16 protein-coding genes are annotated in these 18,664 nt (G+C 76.6%); 11 read left to right on the top strand and 5 right to left on the bottom strand.

Features of this window, described 5'->3' with window-relative positions; genetic code table 11:
* The first annotated feature begins 25 nt into the window (after positions 1 to 25).
* Both AC1050_RS05800 and AC1050_RS05795 read left to right on the top strand, forming a co-directional pair.
* Entirely contained in the window at positions 26 to 4,063 is a 4,038-nt protein-coding gene (locus tag AC1050_RS05800) for a glycosyltransferase (protein ID WP_482386410.1), read from the top strand.
* Between the two features lie 2 nt (positions 4,064 to 4,065).
* Positions 4,066 to 5,742 carry a DUF5719 family protein gene (locus tag AC1050_RS05795; protein WP_482386409.1) on the top strand — a complete coding sequence of 559 codons (1,677 nt, stop codon included), beginning with the start codon at positions 4,066 to 4,068 and terminating at the stop codon, positions 5,740 to 5,742.
* 38 nt (positions 5,743 to 5,780) lie between these two features.
* Here AC1050_RS05795 and AC1050_RS05790 read toward each other — a convergent pair whose 3' ends face one another.
* Positions 5,781 to 6,686 carry a glycosyltransferase gene (locus AC1050_RS05790; protein ID WP_482386408.1) on the bottom strand — a complete coding sequence of 302 codons (906 nt, stop codon included), beginning with the start codon at positions 6,684 to 6,686 and terminating at the stop codon, positions 5,781 to 5,783.
* A 12-nt stretch (positions 6,687 to 6,698) separates the two neighbouring features.
* Positions 6,699 to 7,181, bottom strand: a complete 483-nt coding sequence (locus AC1050_RS05785; RefSeq protein WP_482386407.1) for a metallopeptidase family protein — start codon at positions 7,179 to 7,181, stop codon at positions 6,699 to 6,701.
* Positions 7,182 to 7,255: 74 nt separating this feature from the next.
* On the opposite strand from AC1050_RS05785, the gene AC1050_RS05780 reads away from it, so the two are divergent.
* From AC1050_RS05780 to AC1050_RS05760, 5 genes are all read left to right on the top strand, one after another.
* On the top strand, positions 7,256 to 7,651 hold the full coding sequence (locus AC1050_RS05780; protein WP_482386406.1) for a DUF3499 domain-containing protein: 396 nt from the start codon (positions 7,256 to 7,258) through the stop codon (positions 7,649 to 7,651).
* 5 nt (positions 7,652 to 7,656) lie between these two features.
* The gene (locus tag AC1050_RS05775) at positions 7,657 to 7,950 is read left to right on the top strand and encodes a hypothetical protein (RefSeq protein WP_482386405.1); all 294 of its coding nucleotides are present in this window, start codon (positions 7,657 to 7,659) and stop codon (positions 7,948 to 7,950) included.
* Between the two features lie 44 nt (positions 7,951 to 7,994).
* Positions 7,995 to 9,464: a phosphomannomutase/phosphoglucomutase gene (locus AC1050_RS05770; RefSeq protein WP_482386404.1), complete on the top strand. Its 1,470-nt coding sequence runs from the start codon at positions 7,995 to 7,997 to the stop codon at positions 9,462 to 9,464.
* Positions 9,461 to 9,673 carry a Trm112 family protein gene (locus AC1050_RS05765; protein WP_482386403.1) on the top strand — a complete coding sequence of 71 codons (213 nt, stop codon included), beginning with the start codon at positions 9,461 to 9,463 and terminating at the stop codon, positions 9,671 to 9,673. Before AC1050_RS05770 ends, AC1050_RS05765 begins: the two co-directional genes overlap by 4 nt.
* A gap of 71 nt (positions 9,674 to 9,744) precedes the next feature.
* Positions 9,745 to 10,668 carry a cation diffusion facilitator family transporter gene (locus AC1050_RS05760; RefSeq protein WP_482386402.1) on the top strand — a complete coding sequence of 308 codons (924 nt, stop codon included), beginning with the start codon at positions 9,745 to 9,747 and terminating at the stop codon, positions 10,666 to 10,668.
* A 132-nt stretch (positions 10,669 to 10,800) separates the two neighbouring features.
* On the opposite strand, the gene AC1050_RS05755 is transcribed toward AC1050_RS05760, so the two are convergent.
* The 3 genes from AC1050_RS05755 to AC1050_RS05745 form a co-directional block, all read right to left on the bottom strand.
* Positions 10,801 to 11,727, bottom strand: a complete 927-nt coding sequence (locus tag AC1050_RS05755; protein ID WP_482386401.1) for a glycine betaine ABC transporter substrate-binding protein — start codon at positions 11,725 to 11,727, stop codon at positions 10,801 to 10,803.
* A gap of 97 nt (positions 11,728 to 11,824) precedes the next feature.
* Positions 11,825 to 12,724, bottom strand: coding sequence for an ABC transporter permease (locus tag AC1050_RS05750; protein ID WP_482386400.1), 900 nt, complete (start codon positions 12,722 to 12,724; stop codon positions 11,825 to 11,827).
* Positions 12,721 to 14,061: a quaternary amine ABC transporter ATP-binding protein gene (locus AC1050_RS05745; RefSeq protein ID WP_482386399.1), complete on the bottom strand. Its 1,341-nt coding sequence runs from the start codon at positions 14,059 to 14,061 to the stop codon at positions 12,721 to 12,723. The genes AC1050_RS05750 and AC1050_RS05745 overlap by 4 nt, the downstream gene beginning before the upstream one ends.
* A gap of 522 nt (positions 14,062 to 14,583) precedes the next feature.
* Between AC1050_RS05745 and AC1050_RS05740 the strand changes: the two genes are divergently transcribed.
* The 4 genes from AC1050_RS05740 (at position 14,584) to AC1050_RS05725 (ending at position 18,629) form a co-directional block, all read left to right on the top strand.
* Positions 14,584 to 16,005, top strand: coding sequence for a sensor histidine kinase (locus AC1050_RS05740; RefSeq protein WP_482386398.1), 1,422 nt, complete (start codon positions 14,584 to 14,586; stop codon positions 16,003 to 16,005).
* Entirely contained in the window at positions 16,002 to 16,670 is a 669-nt protein-coding gene (locus AC1050_RS05735) for a response regulator transcription factor (protein WP_482386397.1), read from the top strand. Before AC1050_RS05740 ends, AC1050_RS05735 begins: the two co-directional genes overlap by 4 nt.
* 71 nt (positions 16,671 to 16,741) lie before the next feature.
* Positions 16,742 to 17,206: a hypothetical protein gene (locus AC1050_RS05730; RefSeq protein WP_482386396.1), complete on the top strand. Its 465-nt coding sequence runs from the start codon at positions 16,742 to 16,744 to the stop codon at positions 17,204 to 17,206.
* A gap of 178 nt (positions 17,207 to 17,384) precedes the next feature.
* The gene (locus tag AC1050_RS05725) at positions 17,385 to 18,629 is read left to right on the top strand and encodes an acyltransferase family protein (protein ID WP_482386395.1); all 1,245 of its coding nucleotides are present in this window, start codon (positions 17,385 to 17,387) and stop codon (positions 18,627 to 18,629) included.
* Positions 18,630 to 18,664: the final 35 nt, after the last annotated feature.

Genomic DNA, 18,664 nt, shown 5'->3' with positions numbered 1-18,664 from the left:
CGCCGGGGCGCATGATGTCGTGAGCATGTCCGACACCACGCACTCCGGCGCGCCCGCCACGGGGTCCCTCGCGGCCCCCGCCCCCGTCACGGCGGTGGTCGTGGCCCGCGGCGGCACCCCCTTCCTGGCGACCACGCTGCGCGCGCTGGCCGCCCAGACGCGTACCCCCGCCCGGGTCCTGCTCGTGGACGTGGGCGACCGTCCCGACCCCGGCCTGGCGGCGCTGCTCCGGGACGCCGGGCTGCCCGCGGGGTCCACCACGCTGCTGACCGCTCCCGGCGCCCGCACGTTCGGCGACGCCGTCCGCACCGCCGAGGCCGCCGAGGCCGCGCTGCCCGGCGGCGGCTCGCGCTGGCTGTGGCTGCTGCACGACGACTCGGCGCCGGACCCGACGGCGCTCGCCGAGCTGGTGCGCGCCGTGCAGGCCGCGCCGTCGGTCGCCCTGGCCGGCGTGAAGCAGCGCACGTGGACGGCGCCCGCCCGCCTGCTGGAGGTCGGGTCCCGCACCACCCGCTCCGGCCGCCGGATGACCGACATGGAGCCGGGCGAGGTCGACCAGGGCCAGCACGACGGCCGCGAGGACGTGCTCGGCGTCGGGCTGGCCGGTGCGCTCGTCCGGCGCGACGTCTGGTCCGACCTCGGCGGCACCGACCCGGCGCTCGGGCCGTTCGGCGACGGGCTCGACCTGTCCCGCCGGGCGCGCCTGGCGGGCCACCGCGTGGTCGTGGTGCCCGCGGCCGTCGTCCGGCACGCCCAGGCCGGGTACCACGGGCTGCGCGACCCCGGCACCGACCCCGCCTCGATCGTGGACCTGGACGCCGACGGCGAGCCGGACGGCGCCGACCCGCGCCGGTCCTTCGCCGCGCGCCGTGCCGCCCTGCTGCACCAGCGCCTGGTCTGGGCGCCGCTGCCCCTGGTGCCGCTCGTCGTGCTGATGGCGCTGGCCGCCGGCGTCGTGCGGGTGCTCGTGCGGATCGCCGCCAAGGAGCCCGGCCTCGCCGCCGCGGAGGTCGCCGCGCCGCTGCGCGCGCTCGGGCGGCCCGCCGCCGTCGTCCGGGCCCGGGCGGCCGCCCGGCGCACGCGGACGGTGCCGCGCCGCACGCTGCACCCGCTGCAGGCCGACTGGCGGACCGTCTGGCAGCAGTGGCGCGACCGGCGCCTGACCCGGGTCGAGGCCCGCCGCGTCGTCCGCGCGCCGTCCGAGCTCGAGCTGCGCGAGCTCGCCGCGCTGGCGCTGCGGCGCCGGTCCGCGCTCGCGGCGCTGGTGGTCGTCCTGGTGGTGGTCACCGGGGCGGCGTTCGGCCCGCTCGTGCTCGGCACGCTGAGCGGCGAGCGCCTGGTCGGGGGCGCGCTGGTCGCGGCGTCGTCGCGGCTGGGCGACCTGTGGGACGCGTCGACCGCCGGCTGGGTGGCCGGCGGGCTCGGCACCCCCGGACCGGCCGACGCCCTCCTGACCGTGCTGCTCCCGGGGACGGCGGCCGCCGGCGGCAGCCTCGCCGTCGCGCTGGCCGTGCTGGTGCTCGGGTCCGTGCTGCTGTCCGGTCTGGGGGCGTGGTTCGCCGCCGGCGCCGCCACGCGGTCCGTCGGGGTGCGGGCGTGGGCCGCGGTCGTCTGGGCGGCGCTGCCGAGCCTGCTGCTCGCGGCCGGCGAGGGCCGGGTCGGGGCCGTGCTGGTGCACGTCGCCCTGCCGTGGCTGGTGCTGGCCCTGGCGCGGGCCGTCGGTGCGCAGCAGGTGGACGTGGTGCTGTCCGGCGTCGCGACCGCCGCCCGCGCCGACGAGCGCGACGGCGGGACGGGTCGCGAGGTCGGCGCGGAGGAGTGGCCGGACCCGGAGGCGTGGGCACGCGCGGGCGAGAAGGCCGGGCGCCGGCGCGGGCGGCGTGCCGCCGGACGGGCCGAGACGCCGGGTGACCTGGACGGGACCGGGGCGGACGCGGCTCCGGCGGACGGCGTACCGGCCGCCGACGGGCACGGCGACGCGGCGGACGCGCTCGGCACGTCCGAGGCCGACGGGTCGCAGCCGCACGACGCCGTGGCCCCGGCGGACGCCGCGCCCGCCGACGACCCCGCGACCGGCGACGACCCCGCGACCGCCGCCGACGTCCGGGGCGCGGACGACGGGGGCCGGGACGAGGCCGACCACGCGACACCCGTGCGGGGGACGCGGGTGGTCGCCGCGACGAGCGGCAGCACGCCCGCGGTGACCGCACGGGTCTCCGACGAGCCGGCGGTGGACGCGGGCCCCGGTTCCGGTCCGGGGACGCCGGCCACTGACCGCACCTCCGCACGCGACGCCACCGACGCCACCGACGCCCCCGACACCCCTGACGCGCCCGGTGCCGTCGACGCACCCGAGGCCCTCGCGCCGCGGCGTCCCTCCGGCTCGATCGCCGCCGCCGCGGCCGCCTCGCTGGCCTTCGCCGTGGTCGCGGCCGGTGCGCCCGCGCTGCTGCTCCCCGGAGTCCTCGCGCTGCTGGTCGTCGCCGCGTGCGCCCCGGCCGGCCGGCGGCTGCGCGTGGTCCTGGCCGTCGTCCCCGCCCTGGTGCTGCTGGGCCCGACCCTGGCCGAGGCGGCCGGGCGCGGCACCGAGGGCCTGCGGCTGCTGCTCGCGGACCCGGGTGTCCCGGTCGCGTCGGACCCGGCGTCGCCCGTGGCGGCGCTGCTGGGCGTCCCCGTCGACGCGAGCGCGCTCGTGCCGTCGTGGCTGCCCGGCTGGGTGCCCGACGGCGTCGCGACGTGGTGGCCCGCCGTCACCGGTGCCGCGGTGCTGCTGCTGGCGCTGCTGGCCCTGCTCCGCGGTGCACCGCAGGCGCGGGCGGTCCGGATCGGCTGGTTCGTCGCCGCGCTGGGCCTCGCCGTCGCGCTGGTCGCCGGCCGCGTGGGCGTCGGTGCCGACGACGGCACGCTGGTCGTCGGCTGGGCCGGTTCCGGCGTCTCCCTGGCCGTGGCCGGCCTCCTGACGGCCGCGGTGCTCGGTACCCGCGGGGTACGGGCCCGGCTCGACGGCGCGTCCTTCGGCTGGCGGCAGGTGACGGCCGCGGTGGTCACCGCGGTCGTGGTGCTGCTGCCGCTCGCCGCCTGGGGAGGCTGGGCGTGGCAGGCGCGCGCCGGGGCGGCCGCCGACCTCACGACGATGGACCGCGCGGTGGTCCCGGCGATCGGGCGGCAGACCCAGCAGTCCGCGGACGCCCCGCGCGTCCTGGCGCTGGCGCCCTCGGCGGCGCAGCCCGACGCCGTGGTGGACTGGCAGCTGTTCCGCGGGGACGGCCCGCAGGTGGTCGAGGGGGCCGCGGCGTCCCGCACGGCCGAGCTCGCCGGTGATCTGCCCGAGCCCCGGCCCGCACCGGCGGACGAGGCGGCGACCGAGCTCGAGTCCGTCGTCGGGACGCTCGCCGTCGGGTCGAGCGCGGACGTGTCCGCGGACCTGGCGGCGCTGGCGGTCGCCGACGTGCTGGTGCCGCCGCTGCCGGCCGCGCAGGCCGACGACCCGCAGGCCGCCCAGGCGCGCACGGCGCTCGTCGGCAGGCTGGACTCGACCCCGGGCCTCGAGCGGATCAACGAGGGCGACGCGGGCGTCATCTGGCGCGTGCAGCCCTCGGCGGGCGCCGTGGGCGAGGACGCCGCCACCGACGGCGCCGACGGCACGGAGAGCGCCGACGCACCGGCGACCCCGTCCGTCGTGACCGCCTGGGCGCGCCTCGTGCCCGACGCCACCGCGGCCGAGGACGCCGCCGGGCTGGCCGGCGGCTCCGTCGCGGTGCCGGCGCAGCCGGGGGTCGTGGGACGGGTGGACACCGCGATCCAGCCGGGTGAGCCCGGCCGGCTGCTGGTGCTGGCCGAGCGGGCGGACGCCGGCTGGCGGGCCACCCTCGACGGCCGTCCGCTGCGCGCGGTGACGGACGGGTGGCGGCAGACGTTCGAGGTCGGGGCGGAGGGCGGCCGGCTCGTCGTGGTGCACACCGCGCCGGACCAGACGATCTGGACGGTGGTGCAGGGCGTCGTGGGGCTGCTCGCCGTGCTGCTCGCGCTGCCGGTGCGGCGCCGACGGGCAGGGAGACGATGACCGTGACGGAACCGATGGACCCCGTGGACCCGACCGCTGCCGCGGGCCCGACGGCCCCGGCCGGTGCCCGGTCCCGCGGGCGCGCCGCTCGCGTGCTGTCCGGCGTGCTCGTCCTGGCGCTGACCGGCGGTGCGGTCGCCCTGGGCGTGCTGGCGCCGCGTAGCGCGGCCGACCCGCTGCCCGCCGCGACGGTGGAGGTCGCCCCGGTGGCGACGACGCTGGTCTGCCCGGGCCCGCTGCAGCTGCCGGACGACACGCTGTCGGGCGACTCGGCCTTCGACCGGGTGCCCGTCGCCCCGGTGGAGCGCGTGTCGGCGTTCGACACCGTGCTGTCCGGTGCGGCCTCGCTGACCGTGCTCGGCGACGCGCCCACCGCGCTCGACGACGGCTCGGGGCAGGTCCGGTCGCCGTCCGCCGCGACGATCCTGCGCGCCGACCCGGTCGACGGCGAGCCCGCCCGCGTCGCCGGTGCCACGTCGTCCGTCGTGACCGACGGCGACCTGCGCGGCCTGACGGCGGCGTCCTGCGCCCGGCCGTCCGCCGACGTGTGGCTGGTGGGCGGCAGCACCGAGCTGGAGAGCACCGCGGACCTCGTGGTGGTGAACCCGGGCGCGACGGCGGCCGACGTCACGGTCGAGGCCTGGGGTCCGTCCGGAGCGGTCGACCTGGCGAACGGCGCGAGCTTCCTGGTGGCGCCCGGCGAGCAGCGCGTCCTCGCGCTGCCCGGGGTGGCCGCGGAGCAGCGCCGGATCGCGGTGCGCGTGTCCGCCGCCGGCGGTCAGGTGTCGGCGTACCTGCAGGACTCGCTGCTGGACGGCTTCACCCCGCGCGGCACCGACCTGGTGACGGCCGGCGTCGGCCCGGCGACGACGCAGGTCGTGCCGGGCGTGACCGTGGTCGCGACGGAGGTCGACGCGCCCGACGCGGGCGCGCTGCGGCTGCTCGCCCCGGGGGAGGAGGGCGCGACCGCGTCGGTCCGGTTGCTCGGGCCCGACGGCGACGTCGCCCTGCCCGGTGCGGAGGCCGTCGAGCTGGCGCCCGGCGAGGTCACCGACCTGTCGCTCGGCGGGCTCGCGACCGGCGCCTACACCGCGGTCGTCGAGTCGACCGCGCCGGTGGTCGCCGGTGCCGTGCTGGCCCGCGAGGGCCGGGCCGGGGAGCTGGACGTGGGTCCGCGGCTGGAGCGTGCGTGGGCGGCGTCCGGGACGACGGGGACCGGTCTGGTCGCCGTGCCGCCGGGCACGCGCGGCACGCTGGCGCTCACGGCGGTCCCCACCGGCGACGCGCCGGCCGGCGCGGAGCCGTCGCCCTCGGCGACGCCGACCCCGGAGCCGACCCAGGGTCAGCGACCCGACCCGGAGGCGGACGAGCAGCCGACCGGTCCCACCGTCGCCGTCACCGTGCGGGCGTTCGGCGCGACGGGCCTGCTGGACGAGGTGGACGTCGAGGTCCCGGTCGGCGCGACCGTGCCGTTCGACGTCCGACGGCAGCTGGGCGACGACGTCGTCGGGCTCGAGGTCGTGGCCCCGGCGGATCCCGCGGCCGACCTCGCCTGGGCGCTCGTGGCCTCCGTCTCGCGGCCGGACGGGACGCTGTTCTCGGTGGTCGCGCCGCTCACGGACGCGACGGCCGTCGACCGGGCCCAGGTGCGCGCGGGGACGCGCCTCGGGCTGGACTGAGCGCCCGCGCCGACCCAGACGGACCGGACCGGAGCGGCTCAGCGCGCCGCGCGCAGCTCCACGACCTCGCGGGCCCGCAGCCCGGCGGAGATCGCCAGGCGGACCGGCCACTGGTACCAGCGGCCGTAGCGCCGGTGCAGGTAGCGCTCGGCCGAGGCGTGGTGCGCGGAGATCATCGCGGCCGGCCGCGCCTTCCAGGACACCCCGCCCACGTGCGTGACCCGCGCGGCCGGCACGTACAGGTTGGGCCAGCCCGCCAGCGCGAGGCGCTCGCCCAGGTCGACGTCCTCGAAGAACATGAAGTAGTCCTCGTCGAACCCGCCGACCGCCTCGAACGCGTCCCGGCGCAGCAGCAGGCACGCGCCGGACAGCCAGCCGGCCACCCGCTCCTGACCGGCGGTCTCCTGGCGAGCCTGGTAGCGCCGGGTCCACGGGTTGTGCGGCCAGACCTTGCCGAGCAGCGCGTGCCCGACCCCCTGGGTGAGCGAGGGCAGCTCGCGGGCCGACGGGTAGACCGTGCCGTCCTCGTTGAGCAGCGCGGGCCCGAACGCCCCCACGGCGGGGTGCCGGTCGGCCGCGTCGAGCAGCGTGTCCAGCGAGCCCGGCTCCCACACCACGTCGGGGTTGGCGACGACGATCCACGGCTGCGCGGCGCCCCGCGCGCCGGCGTTCGCGCCCCCGCCGTAGCCGAGGTTCGCGCCGGTGCGCAGCACCCGGCCGCCCGCCTCGGCCGCGACCCGGTCGGCGACCTCGGGGGCCGTGCCGTTGTCGACCAGCACCAGCTCGACGTCCGCCGTCGTCGCGGTGGCGAGGGAGCGGGTGAAGTCGGCCAGCTCGTCGCCGGGGTGGAACACGATGCTCACCACGCGGACCGCGCGGCGTGCGGCCGGCGCCTCGGGGTCGGCGGTCGGAGCGGGGCGCGGGTCGGGGGTGGGCGTCGTCATGGCCGGGTCAGGCTACCGCCCGTCGCCCAGCTCGGGGTCCACCTCGTCGGGGGACCGGCCCAGGTGGTGCGCGACCTGCTCGACGACCACCTCGTGCACCAGGTCCGCGAGCTCGTCGGCGTCCCCGGCGCGGGACTCGACCGGCCGGCGGTAGACCACGATCCGCGGCGGCAGGCCCGGCTGGGCGGGGAACGAGCGGCCCAGCGGCACGCCGCCGGACTCCCAGGGCGCGGGGTTCGACGGCGGCACGTCCTCGACGGCGAACTCGACGCCGTCCAGGAACGCGCCCCAGCGGGCCTCCAGCCGCTCCACCGAGTCCAGCACCAGGTCGTCGAAGCGCTCGGCCCGGGTGCGGTGCGCGGGCAGCGTCGCCGGCAGCAGGGGCCCGCGGATCCCGCGGCCCCGCCGGTCGCGGCGGCGGACCGGCCCGCCGGCCCCGGGCGAGCCGGGGCCACGGTCGCCGGGGAGCGCGGAGACGTACCGACGGTGTGCCACCCGGGCACTGTAACCGGGTGAGGTGCGCGGGTCGTGCGCGCCTCCCGGGCCCGGGCGGCGGTACCGTCTACACCGTGAGACCCGTCCGCCAGTGCTCCCGCACCGCGTGCGGTCGTCCGGCGGTCGCCACCCTCACGTACGTGTACGCGGACTCGACCGCCGTCCTCGGCCCGCTCGCGACCCTCGCCGAGCCGCACTCCTACGACCTCTGCGCCGAGCACGCCTCGCGCCTGACGGCCCCCCGGGGCTGGGAGGTCGTCCGGCTGACCCCGGAGTTCGTCGAGGCCGGCCCGAGCCACGACGACCTGGTCGCGCTCGCCGACGCCGTGCGCGAGGCGGGTCGTCCCGCCCTCGCGCCGGGCCGGCACGCGGCCGCCGTGCCGGACGGGCTGGCGCCGGCCAGCGCGCTGGCCGACACCGAGACCCGCCGCCGCGGGCACCTGCGGGTGCTGCGCGGCGAGGACGGCTGACCGTCGTGGCGACCGCGGGGGGCGGTGCCGGGCGCCGGAAGGGCCGCCGGGGCGAGCCCGAGGCGACGCCGCTGGGCTCGCTGAGCGCCCCCGCGAGCGGTGTCCACGCGCCGGGCACGGGGGAGTGCGAGGTGTGCGGGTCCACCCGCCTGACCCGCCTGCACCTCGCGCTCGCGGACGGCACCGACGTGACCTTCGTGTCGTGCCACGAGTGCGAGCATCGGGCGTGGTTCCCGTTCGCGGGCGACGGCACGTCGCTCAGCCGGGACGAGGTCGTCCGGCGGTCCAGCAAGGCCTGATCGCCGCAGGTCGGCGGGGCCCCGCATGGGATACCGTGACGGGCGTGCCTGAGACCCCCGCGCTCCCCGACCTGACCGGCCTGATCAAGGCGTACGACGTCCGGGGCACCGTCCCGGACCAGCTGAACGCCGACGTGGCGCGGGCCATCGGTGCCGCGTTCGCCGACGTCGTCGTGCTGCCGGAGGTCCGCGAGGGCGCCACGCCCCGCGTCGTGATCGGCAACGACATGCGCCCCTCCGGCCCCGAGCTGGTCGGCGCGTTCGCCGAGGGGCTCGCGGCGCGCGGCGTCGACGTGATCACGATCGGCCTGTGCTCGACCGACGGCCTGTACTTCGCGTCCGGCGAGCTCGACATCCCCGGCGCGATGTTCACCGCGAGCCACAACCCGGCCGAGTACAACGGCATCAAGCTCTGCCGCGCCGGGGCCCGCCCGGTCGGGCAGGACTCCGGGCTGTCGCAGGTGCGCGACCTGGCGTCGCAGTACCTCGGCACCGGGCTGCCCGCCGCCGCCGCGGGTGCGCGCACCGGCGAGATCACCGAGCAGGACCTGCTGGCCGACTACGCCGCGTTCCTGCGCGGCCTGGTGGACCTGTCGGGCATCCGCCCGCTCAAGGTCGTGGTCGACGCCGGCAACGGCATGGGTGGCTTCACGGCCCCCGCGGTCCTCGGCACCGGTGCCGGGCTCCCGGAGCTGCCGCTGGACGTCGTGCCGCTGTACTTCGAGCTCGACGGCACGTTCCCCAACCACGAGGCGAACCCGCTGGAGCCGGAGAACCTGCGCGACCTGCAGAAGGCCGTCGTGGAGCACGGCGCCGACATCGGCCTGGCGTTCGACGGCGACGCCGACCGCTGCTTCGTCATCGACGAGAACGGCGACCCGGTCAGCCCGTCCGCCATCACGGCCCTGGTCGGCCTGCGCGAGATCGAGCGGGAGAAGGCCGCGGGCCGCACCCCGACGGTGATCCACAACCTCATCACCTCGATGGTGGTGCCGGACCTGGTGACGGCCGCCGGCGCGAAGGCCGTCCGCACCCGCGTCGGCCACTCGTTCATCAAGGCGCAGATGGCCGAGTCCGACGCCGTGTTCGGCGGCGAGCACTCGGCGCACTACTACTTCCGCGACTTCTTCTTCGCGGACACCGGCATGCTGGCGGCGCTGCACGTGCTCGCGGCGCTCGGCGGCCAGCCGCACCCCCTGTCGGCGCTCGCCGAGCAGTACCAGCCCTACGTCGCCAGCGGGGAGATCAACTCCCGGGTGGCCGACGTCGCCGCGGCGCGCGAGCGCGTGGTGCACGCCTACGTCGAGCAGCAGGGCGCGGGCCCCGTCGTCGTCGACGAGCTCGACGGCCTGACCGTGTCGCACTGGGACGGCCACCCGCAGTGGTGGTTCAACCTGCGGGCGTCCAACACGGAGCCGCTGCTGCGGCTCAACGTCGAGGCCGCCGACGAGGACATCATGGAGAAGGTGCGCGACGACGTCCTCGCGCTCGTCCGCTCCGGCGGTCAGGCGTGAGCACCGTGCCCGGGCCGGCGGGGACCACGGGGCTGGCGCCCTGGGTCCGCGAGCTGCTGCGCTGCCCGGTGACGGGCGCGACGCTGGTCGACGGGGTGGGGCCCGGCGGGCAGCCGGAGCTCGTCTCGACCGACCCGGACCGCCCCCTCGCGTACCCCGTGCGCGACGGCATCCCCGTCCTCCTCGCCGACGAGGCCCGCGCGGTCTAGCATCACCGCTCGGGCCTGCAGCGGCCCCCGCGCCCGGCACCGGTGCGCGGTGGCACGGCGGAAGGACGGGCATGGCACACGGAGGCGGGAACAAGGCGATCATCGCCGCGCTGTCCGCGAACCTGGGCATCGCGGTGACGAAGTTCATCGCCTACCTGCTCACGTTCTCCAGCTCGATGCTGGCGGAGTCGGTGCACTCCTTGGCCGACTCGGGCAACCAGGTGCTGCTCCTGCTCGGCGGGAAGCGGGCGCGGCGGGCGGCCGACGAGGAGCACCCGTTCGGGTACGGGCGCGAGCGCTACATGTACGCGTTCATCGTCTCGATCGTGCTGTTCAGCCTCGGTGGCCTGTTCGCGCTCTACGAGGCGTGGCACAAGTTCTCGGACCCGCACCCGATCGAGTCCTGGCAGTGGGTGCCGATCGTCGTGCTCGTGGCGGCGATCGTCATGGAGTCGTTCTCGTTCCGCACCGCGATCGTCGAGGCGAACCACGTCCGCGGCAAGCAGGGTTGGGTGTCCTACATCCGCACGGCGAAGGCGCCCGAGCTGCCCGTCGTCCTGCTCGAGGACCTCGGCGCGCTGGTCGGCCTGGTGCTGGCGCTGTTCGGCGTCTCGATGACGCTGGTGACGCACGACGGCCGCTGGGACGCGGTCGGGTCGGCCGCGATCGGCGTGCTGCTGGTGCTGATCGCGATCGTGCTGGCGATGGAGACCAAGAGCCTGCTGCTGGGCGAGTCCGCGACCCGCAAGGACGTCGACGCGATCCGCGCCGCGCTGGTCGGCGCGGGCGTCCCGTCGGTCATCCACCTGCGCACCCTGCACCTGGGCCCGGAGGAGCTCCTGGTCGCCGCCAAGATCGAGGTGACGGCGACGGCGAGCGCGGCGGACGTGGCGACGGCGATCGACGCCGCCGAGCAGCGGGTCCGCGCCGCGGTCCCGATCGCCCGCGTCATCTACCTCGAGCCGGACATCCGCCACGCGGACGTCCCTGCCTGACCCCCGCGCCGAGCGGGCAGTACGTGTCCCCTCGGCAGCGCCCGAGGGGACATGTGCTGCCCGCTCGGCGGAGACGACTGCGCCCCGGGACCCTTGCGGTCCCGGGGCGTGGTCGTGAGCGAGCAGAGGCCGTCAGACGCCCGCCTGCTCCTTGAGGTCCGTGACGAAGTCCGGGTTCTCGTCCAGCCACTGCTGCACGGAGCCCTCGGGGTCCGAGCCGCCGTTCTCGTTGAACATGATGTTCTCGAGCGAGAACAGCTGCTCGTCGGTCAGCGTGAAGGCCTCGATCAGCTTGGTCAGCGTCGGGTAGTCCTCGCTGAAACCGGTGCGGCCGACCGTGTGGATCTCCTCGGCCTCGCCCATGGCGCCCTCGGGGTCCTCCAGGTCGCGGACGGGGTAGGCGTCGTACGCCCAGTGCGGGCGCCACAGCGTGACGGCGATGTTCTCGCCGGCGTCGGTCGCGCCCTGCAGCTCGGCCAGCATCGCCGGCGTCGAGGACACGACGAACTCCATGTCGTCCAGCCCGTAGGCCGGGATCGCCTCGTCCTGGGTGATCCGGGTGAGGCCGGCGCCGGACTCGATGCCGACGATCCGGTTGCCGAACTCGTCGGCGTTCGCGGCGAGCTCGTCCAGCGAGGTGATCGGCGCGTCCTCGTTCACCGCGATGGTGAGCTTCGCGTCGTCGTACCAGACGCCCAGCTGCTCCATCTCGTCGCCGTACTGCTCGAGGTAGTCGGCGTGCGTGGTCGGCAGCCACATGTCGAAGTTCACGTCGAAGTCACCACCGGTCAGGCCGGTGTAGACGACGCCCGCGTCGGCCTCCTGGGACTCGACGGTGTAGCCGTCGGCCTCCAGCATCTCGGCGAACAGCGCCGACACGGCGATGCCCTCGTCCCAGCCGGAGTGCACGCCGATGGAGACGGTCGACAGGTCGCCGTTGTCCAGTCGGTCGCCGTCCGAGGCGCCGTCGGAGCCCGAGTCGGAGGCGCAGGCCGTGAGGGCCAGGCCGGCGGCGAGGGCCGAGGCGGCCAGGGCGGTACGGCGGGTGCGGTTGTGCATGGTGTCCTTCCTGAGGGGCGCGCGGCATCGTGCCGGCGCCGGTCCGGTGGGCGTGCGGTGGGTCCGGGAGGACCCGGGAAGCGGGGGGGGTGCGGCGTCAGGACTTCGTGGCGGCTGCCACGGCCCGGGCCGTCCTCGAGCGGGTGCCGAGCGCGGACGTCACGCGGTCGAGGAACATCGCGAGGATGACCACCGCGAGGCCGGCCTCGAACCCGAGGGAGACGTTGACGCGCTGCAGGGCCTGGACGACGTCGCCGCCGAGGCCGCCGGCGCCGACCATGCCGGAGATGACGACCATCGACAGGGCCAGCATGATCACCTGGTTGACGCCGGCCATGATGGTCGGCATCGCGAGCGGCAGCTGGATCTGGCGGAGGATGCGGCCCTCGGAGGACCCGAAGGCGTGCCCCGCCTCGACGACCTCGCGGTCGACCTGGCGCAGGCCGAGCTCGGTGAACCGGACGCCCGGGGCCATGGCGAAGATGACGGTCGCGACGATGCCGGGGACGACACCGACGCGGAAGATCACCACGGTGGGGATCAGGTACACGAACGCCGGCATGGTCTGCATGAAGTCCAGCACCGGCCGGATCGCGCGCGACACGTGGTCGTTGCGGGCGGCCCAGATGCCGAGCGGGACGGCGAGCAGCAGGGCCACCGCGCTGGCCAGGATGACCAGGGCCAGGCTGTCCATCGCGTTGCCCCACTGGTTCACGCCCGCGATGACGACGAGCCCGACGAGGGTGCCGACGGCGAGCTTCCAGCCCTTCGCGAACAGGGCGATCAGCGCCAGCGCGACGGCGACCAGCCAGAACGGCGGGCCGCTGAGCACCACGTCCAGGCCGTCGTAGGCGCCCTCGAGGACGCTCTTGATCGCGGAGAAGACGCCGCGGAAGGTCGAGGTGACCCAGTCGATGCCGGTGTCGACCCACGTGCCGAGCGGCAGGCGGGGGACACCGGTGTCGGTGGTCTCCAGGGCGAGGATCGAGACGCTCACGCGCGCACCTCCGTCGTGTCGGTGGCCCGGCCGGCGGTCGGGGCCGCGGTGGCGGCGTCGGCGCTCGTGCTCGGGGTGTCGGTGGGGTCGCCGGGCTCGGGCTCGCCGGGAGCGGGAGCGCCGGCGGACCCCGTGACCGGGGTGCCGCGCGGCGGCGTGCTCGTCTCCGGCGGGACCATCGCCTCCAGCAGGATGGCCCGGGGGATCACGCCGGCCAGGCGGCCCTTGTCGTCCGTGACGGGCACGGGCAGCGGGGACTCGGCGGCGGGCGCGAACACCTCGGCGAGCGGCGTGTCCACGGAGACCGAGGTGAGGCTGTCGTCGACCAGGCCGTCCAGGGTCTCCTTGCCGGCGCGGGTGGCGTCGACGGCGTCGGCGTCCCGGATGATGCCCTTGAGCACGCGGGAGCGGTCGACGACGTACGCGGCGGCCACCTGCGCGTCCCGCATGGTGCGCAGCGCCTGGCGCGGTCCGCCGGCGAGGAAGGCGGTCGCCGCGGGGCGGCGCATCACCGAGGAGGCGGTCAGCACGCGGGTGCGGTCGACGTCGGCGATGAACTGCGCGACGTAGTCGTCGGCCGGGTTCGACAGGATCTGCTCGCTGGTGCCGACCTGGACCACGCGGCCGTCCCGCATGACGGCGATCCGGTCGCCGAGGTACATGGCCTCGTTCAGGTCGTGCGTGATGAACACGATCGTCTTGCCGAGCGTCTGCTGGAGCTCGAGCAGCTGGTCCTGCATCTCGCGGCGGATCAGGGGGTCGAGCGCGGAGAACGCCTCGTCCATCAGCAGGATGTCGGTGTCCGCGGCCAGGGCGCGTGCCAGGCCCACGCGCTGGCGCATGCCGCCGGACAGCTCGTGGGGGAGCGAGTCCGCCCACTGGCCGAGGCCGACCATCTCGAGCGCCTCGTGCGCCTTCGCGCGGCGGGTCTCCTTGTCGACGCCCTGCAGCGCCAGCGGGTAGGCGGCGTTGTCCAGCACGGTGCGGTGCGGCAGCAGCGCGAAGTGCTGGAACACCATCGAGACCTTCTGCTGGCGGATGGTGCGCAGCTGGCCCGCGCTCACCGCACCGAGGTCGTCGTCGCCGAGCAGCACGCGCCCGGCGGTGGGCCGCCACAGCCCGTTCAGCATCCGGATCAGGGTCGACTTGCCGGAACCCGACAGACCCATGACCACGAAGGTCTCGCCGCTCGCGATCTCGAGGTCGACGTCGATCACCGCCGCGGTGCCCCACTGGCGGACGTCGTCGCGGGTCGCCCCGTCCCGGAGCCGCTTGACGGCCTCGCCCGGCCGTCGGCCGAACACCTTGTACACGCCTTCGACGCGCAGTCCTGTCACTTCTCCACCCTCGTCACGTCATGACGCGCGGCCCCGTCCCCCCGCCGGAGCGAGGTCGGGTGCGTCCCGGGGGCGGGACGTGCCGGGGGCGGCGCATCGAGGTCGGCGCGCCCGCGCGGCCCACCCGGAGGGGGCCAGCTGCGCGGCGGCGGACGCGCCGCGGCCCTCGCTCGTGCGGCCCCGGGGAGGGGGCGCTGCGAGGGCCGGAGACAGGCGTCACACGCCGACCGTTCGTCGATCTGGTCGTGGTCTACCGTGCCCCATCCCGGCGCGGATGGCGAAGCCGGGCCGTGTGTTTTCGGTGGATGATGGGACGACTCGGCCGGACGATCGACGCGCTGACCTGCGGTTTTACCATTCCTTGGATCGTTACCTCTTTGTGACCTCACGGTCGGGTTTCCCCCGGCGCGGGGAGGGGGACAGCCCCCGGTGCGACCGGCGGGACGACCGGGTGCCACTGAGGCGGTCCCGCGCGGGACGATGGTGCGGTCAGCCCGTCCGGCGCCTCGCGAGGAGCACCTCATGTCCGCCACCCACCCGACCACAGCCGCGTCCCCGGCGTACGCCGGCGCGCCCGGCCCGGTCGCCGGGACGGTGCCCGGCCAGGGGCCGGTGCACACCACGGCGGAGCTGCCCCGCGGCGCCATCTGGGCGCCCGGCGTGATGACCCGGACCTGGCGGGAGTACGGCTACCTCTTCCTGGCCCTGCTGGTCGCGCCGTTCGGCTTCGTCTACGCCGTGATCGCGGTGGTGCTGCCGCCGGCGATCGGGATCACCGTGGTCGGGCTGTTCGTGGCCGGCTGGGTGATCGTCGGCGGCCGGATCTGGGGCGCGCTGTACCGCGGGATGGCCCGCGGCATGCTCGGCACGGCGATCGCGTCCCCGGTGCCCCGCCGGCGGCGACGCGGCTTCTGGCGCCGGATGGGCGGGCTGCTCGGCGACGCGTCGGGGTGGCGGGGGATCGCGTTCGGCGCGCTGGCGTTCCCGCTGTCCATCGTGTCGTTCGTGACCAGCACGACGTTCCTCGCCGTCGCGCTCGGCGGCGTCACGCACTGGTACTGGTACCGGTTCCTGCCGGAGCAGGAGGCGTCGGACGGCACGCTGCACCGCGGGGCGTCGTTCGGCACCGACTACTTCATCGACACCCCGGCGCGGCAGTGGATCCTGATCGGGGTCGGCCTGCTCGCGTTCCTCGTGTGGCACCGGCTGGTGCTCGGGTTCGGGCACCTGTTCCGGATGCTGAGCGTCAGCCTGCTCGGCCCGACGGCGGCCAGCCTGCGCGTGGCGCACCTGGAGCAGAGCCGCGGCGCCGTGGTCACCGACGCCGCCGCGCGCCTGCGGCAGATCGAGCGCGACCTGCACGACGGGACGCAGGCCCGGCTGGTCGCGGTCGCCATGCAGATCGGCGACGCCCGGGACCGCCTCGCGCTGGAGGCCAGCGCCGACCCCGCGCACGCCGAGACGGTCACCCTGCTCGACGACGCGCACGGGAATCTCAAGGAGACCCTCGCCGAGCTGCGGGAGATCGCGCGCGGCATCCACCCGCCGGCCCTGGACGGCGGCCTCGCGGTCGCGCTCGAGACGCTGGGCGCGCGGTGCCCCGTGCCGGTGACGGTCGACGTCGACCTGCCGGGCCGGCAGCCCCCGGGGATCGAGACGATCGCCTACTTCGCTGTCGCCGAGCTGCTCGCCAACGTGGTGCGGCACTCCGGCGCCACGGGCGCGTACGTCCGCGCCGAGGTCCTGGACGACGTGCTCCGGGTGCGGGTCCGGGACGACGGGCACGGCGGGGCGCGCCCGGGCCTGCCGGGCGCGTCCGGCGGCACGGGCCTGTCCGGGCTGGCGGACCGCGTCGCCGCCGTCGACGGGGCGATCGACGTCGACAGCCCCGTCGGAGGCCCTACGGTGGTCACCGTGCACCTGCCGCTGAGCACCACCCGATGAGGATCGTCATCGCCGAGGACTCGGTCATCCTGCGGGACGGGCTCGTGGCCCTGCTGTCCCGCCGCGGGCACGAGGTGGTGGCGGCCGTCGGCGACGGCGACGCCCTCGTGGAGTCCGTCGCCGCTCTGGCCGCGGACGACGCGCTGCCCGACATCGCGGTCGTCGACGTGCGGATGCCGCCGGGGTTCACCGACGAGGGCCTGCGCGCCGCGCTGACCCTGCGGGCCACGCACCCCGCGCTCGGCGTGCTGCTGTTCTCCCAGTACGTCGAGACCCGGTACGCCGCCCAGCTGTTCGGCGGCGACGCCCGCGGCGTCGGGTACCTGCTCAAGGACCGGGTCGCGGACGTGTCCGACTTCCTGGACGCCCTGGAGCGGATCGCCGACGGCCGGACCGTCCTCGACCCCGAGGTCGTGTCCCAGTTGATGGGCGCCGCCCGCGTCGAGCCCGGGGTGTCCCGGCTGACGCCGCGCGAGTCCGAGGTGCTCGGCCTCATGGCGCAGGGACGGTCCAACGGCGCGATCGCCGAGGCGCTGTTCCTGTCGTACGGCGCCGTGGAGAAGCACGTCACCTCGATCTTCGGCAAGCTCGACCTCGCGCCCGACGCCGGTGACCACCGCCGCGTGCTCGCGGTGCTGCGCTACCTCCAGCTCGACGCGACCTGATCCGCGCGGGCCGCCGCCCCCGGTCGCCGGAACCCGCCCCGCGGGCACGGGCCGGCCGTTACGGTCGGGCCATGCCGAAGCTCACCGCGCCGCAGCTGCTCTGGACGGGCGTCGCCCTCGTCGTCGTCGGGATCGTCGGCAGCTGGGTCGGGCAGTCCTTCCTGCTCGGGTACCTCTACCGTGCCGCGTGGCTGTTCGGCCTGGCGTCCACCGTCGGCTCGGCGCTCACCGCGGTCGGGGCCGCGCTGGTCGCCGGCGCGTTCGTCGTCGCGGCGCTGCAGCGCGGTGCGGCACCGGCTGGCCTGGGCCCGGGTGCTCACCCCGCCGCCGGGCCGGTCCCGCAGCCTCCGTCCGGGGTGTACCCGACGCCCGGTGGCTACCCGGCTCCCGGTGCTTTCGGCTCCCCGGCTCCCGAGCCGGCCCCGCCTGCCCCGCCTGCCCCGCGTTCGCCGTACGCGCCGGTCCCGGGCCCCGTCCCGCCCGCACCCGGCACCGGGAGCGGGGACCCGGACGGTGCGCCGGCCGGCGACCGCTGAGCGGCGGCAGGCCCGACGTCTCCCGCGGGGGACGACCCCCGCCCGCCGTCGGGATGACCGCGGCTCAGGTCGGCGGCTGACCCCGTTCTGACCTGCGGCGATGCTCGCCAGGCTGGTGCCGTGCCCGATGGCCGGGCACCCGCGCGGACTCCCGTGCGGTCCCCCCGGGAGCGCCGCCATGTCGACCGTCCTGCCCACCTCGCACCGCCCGTCCCCGGCCCCGGACGACCTGAACGTCCTCGCGGTCCCGGACCCCGTCCGCGCACCCGCGCCCGCGGTGCCCGCACCCGCCCGGGTCTCGCGCCGCGACCCGTTCGTCGAGGGCGTGCGCGCGCTAGGCACCGTCCTGGTCGTCGCCCTGCACTGGCTCATGGTCGAGGCGACCTGGGACGGCCGCGAGCTCGTCGTCGGCAACGCGCTGTCGCACGGCTGGGCGTGGTTGCTCACCTGGCTGCAGCCGCTGCCGCTGCTGTTCTTCGCCGCCGGTGCCGCCGCCCGGTACGACCTGGTCCGGCACCCCGGCCAGCCCGGGTGGCGGTTCGCCGGGGTGCGGCTGCTGCGGATGGCGCGGCCCGTCGCGGTGTTCGCGGGGGTGTGGGCGGTGCTGGTCGTGGCGCTGCCCGTCGCCGGCGTGCCGCAGGGCGCCGTCGACCGCGTCGCGCGGATCGTGCCGCAGCCGCTGTGGTTCCTCGGCGTCCAGCTCGGCCTGCTCGCGCTGACGCCGCTGCTGCTCGCGGCCCTGCGCCGGTGGGGCGCCGCGCGGGTGCTGGTCGTCGCCGCGGCGCTGCCGGTCGTGGTCGACCTGCTGCGGTTCTCCGACGAGGTGCCGCTGCCCGGGGTGCCGAACGTCCTGCTGGTCTGGGCGGTGCCCTACCTGGGCGGCCTGGTCTACACCGAGCGGCGGACCCGGCCGGAGCCGCGCCGGGACGCGGTGCCGGAGCGCACCGCGCTGGGGCTGCTGACCGTCCTCGGGCTCGGCGCCACGGTGCTGCTGCTGGCGGCGGGGCCGTACCCCGTGTCGCTGATCGGCATGCCGGGCGACGCGATGTCGAACCTCGCGCCGCCGACAGCGCCCGTCGTGGGCTTCGCGGTGGCACAGGTGGCCGGGGCGATGCTCGTGCGCGACGCCGTCGCGCGGTGGGCCCAGGGCTCGCGGGTCGTCGCCTGGGTCGGCGCACGGTCCATGGGGCTGTACCTGTGGCACCTGACGGCGATGTTCCTCGTGGCCGGGGTCGTGCTGCTCGGCGTGGAGGAGGTGCTGCCGGAGCCGTGGACGTGGGACTGGTGGACCACCCGGGCGGCCTACCTCGGGGCGGCAGGCGTCGTGCTGGCGGGTCTGGTGGCACTGGCTGCACGTGCCGAACGGGTGACGCTCCCGCGCGCGGCCGGCGTGCCGGCCGCAGCGGTCGTCCCGTCGCCGTGACCCGCCGCACCGGCCACCCGTCTGCGGCCGGGTCC

The sequence above is a fragment of the Cellulomonas sp. NEAU-ZC6 genome, assembly GCF_056844425.1.
This window is presented reverse-complemented; position numbering and strand designations above follow the sequence as displayed.

Coding starts and splice junctions, on each gene's coding strand:
- AC1050_RS05800 (WP_482386410.1), top strand. CDS start 26: ATGTCCGACACCACGCACTCCGGCGCGCCCGCCACGGGGTCCCTCGCG.
- AC1050_RS05790 (WP_482386408.1), bottom strand. CDS start 6,686: ATGACGACGCCCACCCCCGACCCGCGCCCCGCTCCGACCGCCGACCCC.
- AC1050_RS05760 (WP_482386402.1), top strand. CDS start 9,745: ATGGCACACGGAGGCGGGAACAAGGCGATCATCGCCGCGCTGTCCGCG.
- AC1050_RS05755 (WP_482386401.1), bottom strand. CDS start 11,727: ATGCACAACCGCACCCGCCGTACCGCCCTGGCCGCCTCGGCCCTCGCC.
- AC1050_RS05740 (WP_482386398.1), top strand. CDS start 14,584: ATGTCCGCCACCCACCCGACCACAGCCGCGTCCCCGGCGTACGCCGGC.
- AC1050_RS05735 (WP_482386397.1), top strand. CDS start 16,002: ATGAGGATCGTCATCGCCGAGGACTCGGTCATCCTGCGGGACGGGCTC.
- AC1050_RS05730 (WP_482386396.1), top strand. CDS start 16,742: ATGCCGAAGCTCACCGCGCCGCAGCTGCTCTGGACGGGCGTCGCCCTC.
- AC1050_RS05725 (WP_482386395.1), top strand. CDS start 17,385: ATGTCGACCGTCCTGCCCACCTCGCACCGCCCGTCCCCGGCCCCGGAC.